The 14,121-nt window shown below is 44.7% G+C and carries 8 protein-coding genes; all 8 read left to right on the top strand.

Annotated elements, in window-relative coordinates; all coding sequences use genetic code 11:
* The first annotated feature begins 54 nt into the window (after positions 1-54).
* The 8 genes from FHW89_RS08545 (at position 55) to FHW89_RS08510 (ending at position 13,750) form a co-directional block, all read left to right on the top strand.
* Complete coding sequence (locus FHW89_RS08545; RefSeq protein ID WP_172334612.1) at positions 55-2,346, top strand: glycoside hydrolase family 20 protein; 2,292 nt, start codon at positions 55-57, stop codon at positions 2,344-2,346.
* A 237-nt stretch (positions 2,347-2,583) separates the two neighbouring features.
* Positions 2,584-4,023, top strand: a complete 1,440-nt coding sequence (locus FHW89_RS08540) for a serine/threonine-protein kinase (RefSeq protein WP_172334611.1) — start codon at positions 2,584-2,586, stop codon at positions 4,021-4,023.
* A 144-nt stretch (positions 4,024-4,167) separates the two neighbouring features.
* Complete coding sequence (locus FHW89_RS08535) at positions 4,168-5,130, top strand: hypothetical protein (RefSeq protein ID WP_172334610.1); 963 nt, start codon at positions 4,168-4,170, stop codon at positions 5,128-5,130.
* A 90-nt stretch (positions 5,131-5,220) separates the two neighbouring features.
* Positions 5,221-6,669, top strand: a complete 1,449-nt coding sequence (locus tag FHW89_RS08530; protein WP_172334609.1) for a PP2C family serine/threonine-protein phosphatase — start codon at positions 5,221-5,223, stop codon at positions 6,667-6,669.
* Positions 6,670-6,812: 143 nt separating this feature from the next.
* On the top strand, positions 6,813-10,928 hold the full coding sequence (locus tag FHW89_RS08525) for an FtsW/RodA/SpoVE family cell cycle protein (protein WP_172334608.1): 4,116 nt from the start codon (positions 6,813-6,815) through the stop codon (positions 10,926-10,928).
* A gap of 231 nt (positions 10,929-11,159) precedes the next feature.
* Positions 11,160-11,954, top strand: coding sequence for an FHA domain-containing protein (locus FHW89_RS08520; protein ID WP_172334607.1), 795 nt, complete (start codon positions 11,160-11,162; stop codon positions 11,952-11,954).
* Positions 11,955-12,189: 235 nt separating this feature from the next.
* Positions 12,190-13,125, top strand: coding sequence for a ring-cleaving dioxygenase (locus FHW89_RS08515; RefSeq protein WP_172334606.1), 936 nt, complete (start codon positions 12,190-12,192; stop codon positions 13,123-13,125).
* Between the two features lie 4 nt (positions 13,126-13,129).
* A complete protein-coding gene (locus FHW89_RS08510; protein WP_172334605.1) occupies positions 13,130-13,750 on the top strand; it encodes an alpha/beta hydrolase in 621 nt (206 codons plus the stop codon).
* The last annotated feature ends 371 nt before the right edge of the window (positions 13,751-14,121 follow it).

Raw genomic sequence — 14,121 nt, 5'->3', positions numbered from 1 at the left:
TCGTGCTTTTTTTAATGGTAAACAACTATATTCGGCTTTAACAACTCTACGCCGATGATCAATACCTGCACTACCGTTTTTAAAAATATTTGTTATACGCTATTTCTTTGTTTATTGATGGGTGGAGTACATGCCCAGGTTAAAGAGCAGGGTATTATACCGCAACCTTATCGTATTCAAAAAACTGGTGATGTATTCAGATTCTCGCCAAATGTAGCGATAGGTGTTGGGGATGGCATCAGCACAGATAACCTCATTTTTTTTAACCAATATTTTCGTTCTTTAGCTGGATATACCTTAAAAAATGGCAAAAATACGGGTGCGCTTCAATTGCGTATTGACTCTGTAGCAGTTACGCAAGCGGAGGGGTATAAGTTATCCGTAACCTCAAAACAGATCAGTATAACCGGGCACGATCAGGCTGGCGTATTCTATGGCTTGCAATCACTCCTTCAATTACTTCATAAATCAAATGGGAAAATAACCGTGCAGGGTTGCACTATCGAAGATCATCCGCGATTTGCCTACCGGGGAATGCACCTGGATGTGAGCAGACATTTTTTTAAGGTAGATGCTATCAAAAAATGGATTGATCTGCTGGCTTTGTACAAGATCAATACTTTTCACTGGCACCTCACCGATGATCAAGGATGGCGCATCGAGATTAAAAAGTACCCTTTGCTGCAAAGCATTTCTGCTTATCGCGATGAAACCATCATTGGTCATAAAAGGGATAGTCCGCACCGCTTTGACGGCAAACGTTATGGCGGTTATTATACACAGGAGGAAGTAAAAGCGGTAGTTGCTTATGCAACGCAAAGGCATATCACTATTATTCCCGAAATTGAAATGCCCGGCCACGCGCTGGCGGCATTGTCTGCCTATTCCGAACTGGGATGTACCGGCGGCCCCTACAAAGCGGCTACCTACTGGGGTATTTTTGACGATGTATATTGTGCCGGCAACGAGCGAACTTTTACCTTTTTGCAAAATGTGCTGGATGAAGTACTGCCGCTATTTCCTTCCAGATACATCCACATCGGTGGGGATGAATGCCCTAAAACCAAATGGAAAACCTGCCCTAAATGCCAGCAACGCATCAAGGATGAGCATTTGAAGGATGAGCACGAGTTGCAAAGCTATTTTATCGGCAGGATGGAAAAATACCTGAACAGCAAAGGACGGCAGATCATCGGCTGGGATGAGATCCTGGAAGGCGGCCTGGCACCCGGTGCCACCGTAATGAGCTGGACAGGCGAGGAGGGCGGCATTGCTGCGGCCAAGCTGCATCACAATGCCATCATGACGCCAGAAAAATATGTTTACCTGGATTATTATCAATCCTTATACCCCAGCGAACCTTTAGCTGGCGGAGGGTACACCCCTTTAAGTAAAGTTTATAATTACGAGCCCATCACCAAAGAGTTAAGCGACGATGAGGCTAAATACATCAAAGGCGTACAAGCCAATGCCTGGAGTGAATACCTGGCCAGCACTGCACAGGCCGAGCACCAGATATTTCCGCGGATACTGGCTTTATCCGAAATTGGATGGACAACGAAAGGAAATAAAAGCTATTCCAACTTTTTAAAACACCTGCGTTACGAACATTCTCTGCTTAAACAGCTCAATATCAATGCTGCTGATACTTTTGATGAAATTACCGATAGCGTAACAGAATCGGCAGATCACCAGGTACAACTTGCGCTGAGCAGTACTTTGCCCAACGCTCAGATCTATTATACCACCAATGGTACCACCCCCGGCTTAAAAAGTAAAAAATACAACAAGCCTTTTATTGTTACCACATCCGGACAAATAAAGGCGGCGGTGTTCAGCGGTGCTAAACAAATTGGCCGGGTTTACCAGAAAGATTTTTACTTGGATAAGGCCATCGGTAAAACCGTAACGCTTACCAATCAACCGCAGGGAGGGTATAATCCCGGCAATACGTTTGGCCTGGTGAATGGCGTTTTTGGCAGTAAACTGTACAACGACGAGCAATGGTACGGTTTTAACGGCGATGATCTGGAAGCAGTGGTTGATCTGGGGAAAGTTCAGCCGGTATCACAATTGGGTATCAATATCTTAAAATATCACTGGCAAAAAATGTGGGAACCCACGCTGCTTACCTTTGAAACATCAACAGATGGTAAAAACTATACCGAAGTATATCGTCAAACTACTTTTAATGATAACGGAATCAATGCCGTAAGGGCCAATATAAAAGCCACGCAAGCCCGGTACATCCGGGTAAAAGGCACCAACAAAGGTATTATCCCACCCGGCGAATACATTGCCGGCGCCAAGGCCTGGCTGATGGTGGATGAACTGATAGTGAAGTAGATGTATGAATCAGAATTAACTTCGTTGAGGGCTTCGCCGTTTACAGAATTTTAGAATTTTCAGAATCTACATAAGCATTTTGTTAATTCTAAAATTCTGTAAATTCTGATTCAGACAGTCATCCATATTTTTTTTCCTAATTTTATACCAAACACTAATGCGTGCGTTATGTTGAAATAATATACTGTTTGATATGCAATTATTTTACACAGAAAGCACCGCGAGGACAATTACTCCATGAGCAAAGTATTTACAATAACCGAGGGCTTGGAAAATATGGGTGCTTTACGAACGGGCGGCCAGGGCTCAGTTTACAAAGGCAGACGTTACGGCCCTATCATTACCGCTGTAAAGCTGTTACCAACCCCTATCCATACCGAAAGCACCGACGATAAGAATTTTCGTAATTTTCAAAACGAGGTTGAAAAATTAAAAAAGGTAAACGAAGAACCTAATCCCAACGTAGTTAAGATCCTGAATTCGGGCATTACAGAAAGCGGTTCGTTCCCGTTTATTGAAATGGAATTTATTGATGGCCCCGATCTGGAGGATCTGCTGAAACCACCACACGAACCCATCTTCACCATCAAAGAGATCATTAAACTGGCAGATCAATTGGCCAACGCACTGTCGCACTGTCATAAAGTTTCGGTAAAGCATGGCGATATCAAGAGCAATAATGTCAAGTTCAATATCCACACGGGCAATTATGTGTTGTTGGATTTTGGTCTTTCGGCGATGTCTGATGATCAGCGTCGTACCAGTATCCGTCATGCCGGGGCTATAGAATTTATGGCGCCCGAACAAAATGAGGGCCTGATGTATTTTCAGACCGATGTGTACAGCTACGGCGTTATTTTGTATGAGTTGATAGCAGGCCAGGTGCCGTTCCCACTACGTGACAATGGCGAAACCGCGCGTAACGCCGTGATGCTGGCCCATATGGAATCGCCGGTGCCCGATGTGATGGAGTTGCGCAAAAACAATCTGCCCGAAAGCTGGGCCGATCAGAAAAAAGAGCATGAAATGCTGGTACCGGCCTGGTTGCTGCAAATAATGGCCAAATGCCTTAAAAAAGACCCGGACGATAGGTTTGCTGATGGTATTGAACTGCAGGAAACCCTGATGCACAGCAGTATATCGGCAGTAAGCAATAACCAGGTTGATGATACCTGGAACTCATCGGTATTGCTTAAAGAGAATGAGCGTTTGCAAGGCTTGCTTTTATATTACCAGGAAGCCGAAAATAATAAAGCGCTTCAGCCGGTGGTCACAGACGGGATTGATAAACCTGTGGATGACGGGAAGCAGGTACGCATGTCGAAACCGATTTTTGTGTTTTTTATGCTGATGCTTTGCGGATTTACCGTGTTTTCGGCAGTGGTGTTAAGCAAATATGGCGACAGGATATATCATGGTGTTTACAACCGTTTGTTTAAATCATCAAAAAAGCCTGTAGACTCTACTAAAAATGTTGTCCTTCCTCAAAAAAAGGAACAAGAAAAGCCACAGCAGGATACCACCCCAACCAATGACGAATCGGGTATACCACCCGAAGTTGATTCGCAGACCGACTCTATACTCAAAGGGATGAAATATAAAAAAACAAATACACAGGAACCCCAGTTTTATCGCGATAGCGCCAAAACCAAGGATACCTCCAATTTGAATTTTTAGTAGTGAGTAGTGAGTAGTGGAGTAGTGGAGTAGTGGAGTAGTGAGTAAAAATGCCGGGCAATTTAGAATTTAGGTTTTAGAGTTCAGAAATTAGAACTTAGGTATTAGGATTTAGAGATTAGAGTTTAGAATTAAACATAAAGAATGGAATCAAAATCAACATTCTGGCAAAAGATAGGGCTGCAGGATTGGTTTTTGCCAAACGGCAAACCAGCCAATGCCGAAGCCGCAACGATAAAAGCACTTACTCCCGATGATGTTTATTTGTACATTATCGAAAAATTTAAAGAATCTATCGGCCAGCTTTCCTTTGCCGATAGAGTGGTATTTTATCACGAGTTTATCATCAGTTTTAACGAGGAAGACTACCAGGAGTTTATCAATAACCGCTCCGGACTTTTTGGTATCATCGTTAACGAGTCGGTAAAAAAATTCTATGAGTTGTTGCGTGAATACCAGGAAGTTGGCAAAAAAGTGGAGCCATCCAGTTCCAAATGGGTATTCCGGTTGGTTTCGCATCCTGATTATGCCAAGGGCGATAAAGGATTTATTGGTAAGCTTTTACCCGGTAGCGATAAAAAGGAAGAGAATTTGCGGGTAACTTTCATCCCCCGCCATACTGGTGTGGCCCAAACATTGGATATCAGCAACGATATACTCAAGGGCTTTACCTATTACAGCGAAGGTTATTATGAACTACCCTACGCTTACGATCTGAACCATAAAGAAAAAGAGCTTGACCGGCCTGGTGATAAGATACTGGCCCGTCTGGATACCATTATGCCCGATAAGCAGTTTGTGGGCCGCAAGGTAGAGTACCTGGTAATGGATGACGATATTGTGGTATCGGGCAACGACGAAAGTCGGGAAGAACGCGCCATATTTAAAGTACCAAGCGATTGGGTGAACACCCCGCACCTGCGCATCAGGCTTAACAAGGCCGATGGTAAATTTTACCTGGCCTCGTTCGGTGAGCTTACACTGATCAACGAACAGGAAGTACCCCGCAGCGATGTAAACGCGCCGCAATGGGTTGATCTTCCTTTTAATTCCAAAATATTACTGAACGGCATCATCGGTATTAACCTATTTAAACCCGAAGCATAATGTCGCAAATATTATCATTCGGGCTGTTGGCAATAGGCGTTTTATTATTAATAGCCCATTTTATCGACATCAAAAATTCCAGTAAAAACCATGGCAAATAATTTTTTCGGAATAACAGATATTGGCCGGCAGCGGGATAATAATGAGGATACCTTTATTGCCCAGAGATCCGGTGACGGTAATTTTATTATTGCCTGCGTAATTGATGGCGTTGGCGGCTATGTGGGTGGCGAAGTAGCTGCTGATATAGCTCGTGATTGCATCCTGGAGCAGCTGGCCTACATTGCAGGCGATGTGGTACCGCTATTGGTAAATACCATTGTAATAGCCAATCAAAAAATATACGATAAAAAACGAACAGATAAGCAACTGGAGAGCATGGCCTGCGTGCTTACCCTGGCTGTGATCGACTTGCAGAACAACCAGTTTTATTATGCTCATGTAGGCGATACACGCCTGTACCTGCTGCGCGATCATACCCTCATCAAAATATCTAAAGATCACTCCTTTGTTGGTTTCCTTGAAGATTCCGGACGCCTGACTGAAGAGGCCGCCATGGATCACCCTAAACGCAATGAAATTAATAAAGCGCTTGGTTTTAATCCCGAGATATCCAAAGATCCTGATTTTGTGGAGACCGGTCACTCGCCCTTTTTACCTGGCGATACCCTGCTGGTTTGCAGCGATGGCCTCACCGACCTGGTTGATAAAAACCTGATCACCGGCATCCTGACCAACAATAACGCAATTGAAGAGAAAGGCAAAAAGCTCATAGATGCCGCCAATAGTAAGGGCGGAAAAGATAATGTGACGGTAGTGCTTGTTCAAAATGACAAGGCACCAAGGCAACATAGCGCTACCCGTCCGGCTGCAACCGCGAAGGTTACAGACGAGATCGTCGATCCGCTGGCGCAGCCAAAACTACCCGACGGCCCGGCAACTGTACCAGTCAGGAGAAAAAGCAACCGGGGCAGTATGATCATGCTTTTCATATTGCTGGCCCTGGCAGTAGCAGGTTTCTTATGGCAATATTGGCTTAATTACCAGCTGAAGCAAACTACTGTAAAAGTGCCGCTCGTTCCCGTTAAAGTTAAAAACGCCCAGGAAATTAAACTGCAGGATACTATTAACAAGCTCAAAGGAAAAACGCTGGTATTATCCGCTGCTGATTATCCCCAACCGATTGTTTTAACCGACAGCCTGCATATTGATGTCGACAGCTTGTACATCAAAGCAAAAGGAACCATCCTTTTTAAACGCGACTCTCTATACCATGGGCCAGCGCTTACATTGGCGGCTACCTGTAAGTTCATCGTGTTGGATAGCGTAGCTTTTGAAGGTTTTAAAACAGCTATTACTACATACAATGATGCCCTGGTATTAAAGCATGTGGTATTTAATAACTGTGTAACGCCGGTACAAACATCCTACAGTTTCCCGGCCAGCAAACAGGTTTCGGGCAGGTTGTTTGGAGGCATGTTTAAAATAGACAGTTTGGTAAGAGGCAAGAGTCAAGAATCAGGAATCAAGACAAAATAATAGTATGATAAAGGACTTTCTTTACACATTTAAAGCCCAAAGGGTTTTTAGAAATATGCTTATATCTGATCAATTAATAATTATTTATTCCGGTTCCAAAATGTCAACTCTTGATTCTTGGTTCTTGACTCTTGATTCTAACAATGGATAAGAGCAGGGGAATGGAGCGGCTGTTTTTATTGCTGACGGGTATTATGCTCGTCGCCCTTTTTGGCAAGCTTTATTTTGTGTTGCAACAAAAGTTTGTGGACGTAGATAAACGGCTTCAGGATGGTACTATCGTAAACCTCAATACACCAAATACCGCCCGTAATGTGGCCGCCCTGCTGCAAAAAGGGTACTATTTTGACGACCCCAAAGATGTTGATTATATCAGATCAACCATCGCTTCCAAAGTAAATATTGGTGAGGAAATTGATAACGCAGGCGAGCTGAACAAACGCCGTTACTATGTAAATGCCGATGATGCTTTTGCCAATGGTGGCGAATCCTTCAAGAAAAGGGTACTGGTATCCCGTTCCTTACTGGGTTATACCGGCGATGATTCCGTTAGGTTTACGCAGGAGCGTATTCATCCCCCGCAATTACCGGCACAAACAGATCTGGGTTTGGGCGAATACAGCATATCAGGAAATATCCACCACAAAGAACAAGCTATTGGCGGTGTACTGGTGAGGCTAAATATGATATTGCCGCAGGATAGTATCTATACTGATGAAGAAACCATAGCCAGGGGAGCCACCGCGCAGACGTCGGCCGCTTATAAAAAAGTTTATGTGATCAATGCGGATAAAAAACGCCAGCTGCAATCATTAACCGCCTTTGCTCGCACCGATGCCGAAGGTCATTATGCGTTTAAAAACCTGCCTACCGGTAAAGCCTTTGAAGTACTGCCATTACAGCCCGGTTTTGAATTCGGCCGCTCGCAGGGTGTAGTGGAATTGGATAAGGATAAAACGCTTAATTTCAGCCAGGCACCGCATACCATAAAACTATTATCCACCCGCGATTTTAATATCCTGAAAAAGGAAGGTGCTTTCATTGTTCGTACCCACGAGGAGTTTAATGAATGGTACTGGATCATAGTAGGTAGCTTTCTTGCTGGTTTCCTGATCATACACCTGTTGCTCAGCAGCCGTTACCCCCAGGCCGATCAGTTGATATTGCCGTTGGTGATGTTGCTCACGGGCATTTCCATTCTCACGCTGTTGAGTTTACAAGACCCTCTTCGCGACCGTTTTTTAGCTAAGGACACTTTAATCTATTTGGGTATCGGCGTTGGTGGTATCTGCATCATGCAATTCTTCAACCTGCGCCGTTTCAATGCCGATTCTACTTTATACAGACTATTGTTTTTTAAAGGAGCACGCAGCGCGGCCAATGGCTGGCCATGGGCTTTGGTAGCGATGGTCCTGTTATTTGGTACTATCTTATTTGGCACCGGGCCCGAAGGCAGCGGGGTGAAAGTGAATCTGTTAGGGGTACAGCCCAGCGAGATCGTAAAATACCTGATCATGATATTCCTGGCGGGCTTTTTTGCTGCTAATGAAAAATTCATCAGTCAGTATGCCAGTTGGGGTAAACGCTGGTCGTTTTTCTCTTTTGCGCTTATCGCTACGGTGATCACTTTATTGCTGTTTTTAGTACTGGGCGATCTGGGGCCGGCTATGGTGATTTGTTTTACCTTTATTATTCTGTTCTCCTTTTCGCGAGGCGATTTTATGCACATGGCCGCCTATGTGATCCTGTTTGTACTGGCCACCTGGCTTTTTGAAAATGTCTGGATCAGCGCGGCCATCACTTTTGGCGTATGGGGTATCGTGGCATTTTTAAAACCCCGCTTGCTCAGCGAATCGGCATTTATGGCATTGATTGTGATCACCGCGTTTTTAACCATTGATAAAATACCCGGGCTGGATAAATTGATCCCCGGTCCGGTTGAGCGGTTAGTAGAGCGTAAAGCCATCTGGCAGGATCCCTGGAACAACGAAGTATATGGCGGCGATCAGGTTGCTAACGGACTTTGGGCCATGGCCAGTGGTGGCTTAAGCGGCACAGGCGTGGGTCAGGGTTTTGCCAAAACTATCCCTGAGGCGCATACTGATATGATTCTGCCATCCATCGGCGAGCAATTTGGCTGGGCAGGTATGGCAGCCATCTTTATACTGTTCTTGCTTTATCTGCATCGCTCCATTATCATCGGGCGGCAAACGGGTACGCCGCTGTTATTTTACCTTAGCGCGGGTATTGGCGTTTGTAGCTTTGTACAATTTATCCTTATAGCCGGGGGATCGATAGGGGCGCTGCCTTTATCTGGTGTGTCCCTGCCCTTTGAAAGTTATGGTGGTTCATCACTGGTGATCAATATGGTGGCGGCAGGTTTTTTGTTGTCCGTATCTTCAGTAAAAGGTACGCAGGTGCAAATGCGTTTTATTACCAAACAGCAGGACAAAAACCTGGTGCCCGCTTTGGCTGCAGCTTTAGCCGCGGTAGTATTGCTTACGGTAAATGTATCGCGCTATAGCGCCGATAACAAACACTGGGTGGTAAAACCCGCTTTGGTGGCCGATAAAAGCGGCTTACGAATGTTTAGCTATAACCCGCGTATCGCTATATTGATGAATAAGCTGCAGGCGGGCTCATTGTTGGATCGTAACGGACTGATCCTGGCTACCAGCAAACCCGAGCTGATAGAAAAGCAAAAACAAAAACTGGCCGATGCCGGGATCGCTCATTATGATCTGGATTCGGCTATGCATAAACGGTTGGAAAGGTATTATCCTTTTGAGGAAAATATGTTCTTCTGGACGGGCGACGAAAACACCGGCGTATTTAACGGCAGCACCAACGGCTATTTTGCCGAATATGAACATGCTGCCGAGCTGCGCGGCTTTAAAATGCCCGTTACCAGTTACAATGTCAAAGCGTCCCGCTACCAGGAAGACCGCTTTCTGCCTCGTGGTATGAAGGAAATGACGGTTAGCAAACGCGATTACAGTGCGTTGGCCCCATTATTATTGGCCGACATTAACGGTCCGGAGATAGCCGCCTTTAAAAACAAGAACCGGGATGTACAATTGACGGTAGATGCTGAGCTACAAACAGGTATACAACAGGCCATAGCTGCCGATACCTCGTTGCAGGATAACCGGGTTTCTGTAGTAGTAATGGAAGCTGGTACAGGCGATGTGCTAACTTCTGCGGTGTATCCATTGCCGCCTGTACATAACTGGGATCAGCTGACGATGTCGCAGGGTGATCAGAATAAACTGGCTACCTGGATGACCACTACCGATCTGGGTTTTACCTATGCTTCGCAACCGGGATCAACGGCCAAAGTGCTCACGGCCATGTCGGCATTTAACAAGTTGGGTATTGATGCGGCCAATGTGGTGTACCATGTAAGTACCGAAGAACGTATTCGGACAAAAGGAATCGAGCCCGATGAAACCGGCATGATTACTATGGCCAGGGCCATTGCCAAATCAAACAACGTATATTTTATCAAGCTGGCCAATCAGCAGCACCTGGAAGAATATATGGGTAACCTGTATATGAAAACCGGTATGTTTTTGCATGGCGTAGGCGGTTATTATTATAATAAGCCACCCGAAAATGATGAGCAGGAAGAAAAATGGCGTAACCTGTGGCGCAAAACCGAATTTAATACCAAACCGCGTTACGATCCTAACAATATCCATAAAACCAGGGCCAAAGGTATCTCGGGTATGGCCTGGGGACAGGGTGAATTGATCGCTACACCGGCGGCAGTTGCCCGACTCATATCGGGCGTAGCCAATGACGGCGTGCTGCATCCCAATCGCTTTGTGCTCAAGGTCAACGATACGGCAATAGCGGTAAAGCCAGCCTTTAAACTGGCAGAAAAGCCCGAATATGCCGCTTTGCTGAAACAATACATGATAGCACAAAGTGCACCAAAAGTACCTATATTGCATATAGCCGTAGCCGGCAAAAGCGGTACGCCCGAGCGTATTGTAAAAAATAAAAGCGTGAACGATGGCTGGTATGTATTTTTCGCACCCGAAGCCAAAGGTACCGGCAATATGGTGGTGTGTATCCGTATCGAATCAACCCGGGGCTCATCAGACGCGGTGCGGTTGGCTGGTAATCACATCATCCCGCTGTTATTGAAAAAGGGTTATATGAAAAGTTTTGCTCCTGAAAAAGTGGTGGTTCCTGAACAAGTAAAACAGGCTCCTGATGAAATAAATTTCCCGGGAGACACAACGCAGCAATAAGGGAGCAAGAATTTTTGGAAAAGCTTTCTCTTAAGAGGCTTTTTAAGTTTGATTGTTTTTAAATGTAGAGACGCATCATTGCGTCTCCCGAATACATATTAAAATAATTAAACGTTTTTTAGGCGGCTCATCTTGAGAGAGACGCAATTATGTAAGAATGTTTTAAATCAAAATTTAAACGGGTTCTTAGAATTTAGAGTTTAGTTTTTAGAGTTTTAGAATTTTACCAAAATGGCATTTAAATTATTCAGAAATAAGGGTGAGAAACGCGATTGGGATGTGAAAAGTTTGCGCGATGCCCTTTTGCGTTTTATCAAAGAGTCGTTACAAAAAGTAGAAGGCGGCGAAGGCGGTCACATCAAGGAGCTGTTGCTCTATATAGCGGCAAGTCCGGAAGATAAGCACTTGTATGAAGGCGCTGTTTATGTACACGATAAAGATAAGTTCAGAAACGAAGTACAAAAAATAGCCGATGATTACGCGCTTGACCTGCCACCTGACTGGACAATTGAGGTGGAATTTGTGGATGAACTGCCATCAGAAGCAAGCCCGATCCCCGATCTGGACGCGGCTTTCCTGATGCACACCCGCCGGCAGGTAATGCACAATGCCTCATCGGCGGTAGCCTACATCCGGATATTGAACGGAGAAGCCGAGCAGGGAGAGTACGTGATCAAAGCTACGGACGATAAAATAAACATCGGTCGCGATAAAAAAGCGGTAACCGATAACGGATCGTTTCGGCTAAATAAACTGGTTTTCCCGGCCGAAAGCAAAGATGAAAGTAATAGATTTATCAGCAGGCAGCATGCCCATATCGAGTGGAATAAGGACTCGGAATGCTTTATGATATTTGCCGATGAAGGCGGCGTACCTCCCCGCAATAAAACCAAAATTCACATTGCTGCCGACGGCAAAATGATCAAGCTGAACTCCACCCAGATCGGTCACCCCATGAGCGAAGGCGACCAGGTGATCCTGGGCGAATCGGCGGTGTTTCTGTTTAGTACGAAGGCTGAGGGGTAATTATAACTCTGGTTTCTCCCCGCGTCATTGCGAGGAGGAACGACGTGGCAAGAGCGGCTCTACAAATCGGGGATTGCCACGCTGTGCTCGCAATGACGCGTGGGTTATCCCTTACTCCCAAAATCCCCAAGCCCCTTCATTTCTTATCCTACATCAAGTGTAAACCCTATTTTACGCGGTAACTTTGAATCATGAATTAAAACAATTATTAATTTTTGATCACGAAAGGAAGATAATGGAAAATACAATAAACGGCATTCACCACATAACTGCTATTGCAGGCAACGCCAAAAAGAACTATGATTTTTATACCCGTGTTTTGGGTTTAAGGTTGGTTAAAAAAACGGTGAACTTTGATGATCCGCAAACCTATCACCTGTATTATGGCGATAAGTTTGGTACACCTGGAACCATCCTTACTTTTTTCCCATGGGAAGGCATTACCGCGGGTAGAAGAGGCGCACGTCAGGCAACTGAAATTGGCTACAGCGTACCCGAAGGTAGTTTGGATTTTTGGTTGAAAAGATTGGATGCTAACAACGTACTATATAACAAACCGGCCGAAAAATTTGGCGAGCAATATCTCACTTTATTGGATCCGGACGGCTTAAAACTGGAGCTCATAGTACCTAAAACTGCCGATAACAGGCTGCCCTGGGAAACAGCAGAAGTGAAAACAGAAAATGCTACCCGTGGTTTTCACAACATTACCATCACTACCAATAAAATGGATGCTACCGCTAAAATATTAACTGATGTTTTTGGTTATAAATTACTGGAGCAGCATGTGAACCGCTTTAGGTTTGTGACCGACGCGGTAGATAACGCGGCGATAGTTGACCTGGTTGAAGTAGCCGGAGAAGTTGCAGGACATGTTGCAGGAGGCTCCGTGCACCACGTGGCATTCCGGGTTAAAAACGAGGAGATATTGATGCAATACCGCGAAAAGATAGCCGCACTGGGTTTACACATAACCGATAAGATCGACAGGAATTATTTTTACTCATTGTATTTCCGCGAACCGGGTGGTGTATTGTTCGAGCTGGCTACCGATAACCCTGGTTTTTCGGTTGATGAACCGGTAGACCAATTGGGCAGCGGTTTAAAACTACCTGCACAGTATGAGAACATTCGCGAGGATCTGGAAAAATCGTTACCTTCATTAATATAAAATTATGTACACGCATCGTAAACAGATAGTTACAGCGGGATTGCCTGCAGGTGAGGCCAAAAAGGCCATGATCATGGTGCATGGGCGCGGTGCATCGGCAGTGAGCATCCTCACCTTAAAAGATCACCTGCAACTGGATGGTTATGCCATTTTTGCGCCGCAGGCTACCGAACATAGCTGGTACCCCTATAGCTTTATGGCGCCGGTGAGTAATAATCAGCCTGCATTGGATTCGGCACTGGAGGTGATAAGCAGTTTAGTAAAGGATATTAAACAGCAGGGTATAGCACAGGAAAATATCTATTTCCTCGGTTTTTCGCAGGGGGCGTGTTTAACGCTGGAGTATGTATCCCGTAATGCCGGTAAATATGGTGGTGTAATAGCTTTCACCGGTGGATTGATAGGTGAAAAGTTGATCGATGAAAACTATAAAGGCGATTTTGATCAAACCACCGTATTGATCACCACCGGCGATCCTGATCCTCATGTACCCGTAAGTCGGGTGAATGAGACGGTGAGCCTTCTTGAAAAGCTTAATGCCAATGTTACCAAAGAGATCTATAAGGGCCGGCAGCATACCATCTCTGGTGCAGAACTTGATCTGGCTAATAAGCTACTGGAGTAAATAATTTAGATGAGAATAATCAAAGGAGGTGCTGAAAAGTACCTCTTTTTTGTTTATAAATAATACTGAAAACCCCTTTGTACAGCAAATAGCTTTGCTTGTTATGTAATATAGTTTAAGTTAAGCTTAAATTTATTTCAATTTAATACAACCAATTCCTATATATTTTGTTGGTCTTATAACTGTTTGTTATACAGGTTATTTGCAGACTGACCGCTCAAATTAATCTTTATTGTGAAGTATTTGCAGTTTATCATTTCATATGATGAGCTCTAAAAACAGTATTGTATCACTATCAAAACCAAACCAAACCGAAATATAAAACTATGGACAAACATCAACAAAATCACCATCACGACAACTTAACAGTC

It is taken from the genome of Mucilaginibacter sp. SG564, from assembly GCF_013149275.1.
Classification (GTDB): Bacteria; Bacteroidota; Bacteroidia; order Sphingobacteriales; family Sphingobacteriaceae; genus Mucilaginibacter.
The sequence above is the reverse complement of the archived record's forward strand: the minus strand, read 5'-3'. Positions and strand labels throughout refer to the sequence as shown.

Coding starts and splice junctions, on each gene's coding strand:
- FHW89_RS08545 (WP_172334612.1), top strand. CDS start 55: ATGATCAATACCTGCACTACCGTTTTTAAAAATATTTGTTATACGCTA.
- FHW89_RS08540 (WP_172334611.1), top strand. CDS start 2,584: ATGAGCAAAGTATTTACAATAACCGAGGGCTTGGAAAATATGGGTGCT.
- FHW89_RS08535 (WP_172334610.1), top strand. CDS start 4,168: ATGGAATCAAAATCAACATTCTGGCAAAAGATAGGGCTGCAGGATTGG.
- FHW89_RS08530 (WP_172334609.1), top strand. CDS start 5,221: ATGGCAAATAATTTTTTCGGAATAACAGATATTGGCCGGCAGCGGGAT.
- FHW89_RS08525 (WP_172334608.1), top strand. CDS start 6,813: ATGGATAAGAGCAGGGGAATGGAGCGGCTGTTTTTATTGCTGACGGGT.
- FHW89_RS08520 (WP_172334607.1), top strand. CDS start 11,160: ATGGCATTTAAATTATTCAGAAATAAGGGTGAGAAACGCGATTGGGAT.
- FHW89_RS08515 (WP_172334606.1), top strand. CDS start 12,190: ATGGAAAATACAATAAACGGCATTCACCACATAACTGCTATTGCAGGC.
- FHW89_RS08510 (WP_172334605.1), top strand. CDS start 13,130: ATGTACACGCATCGTAAACAGATAGTTACAGCGGGATTGCCTGCAGGT.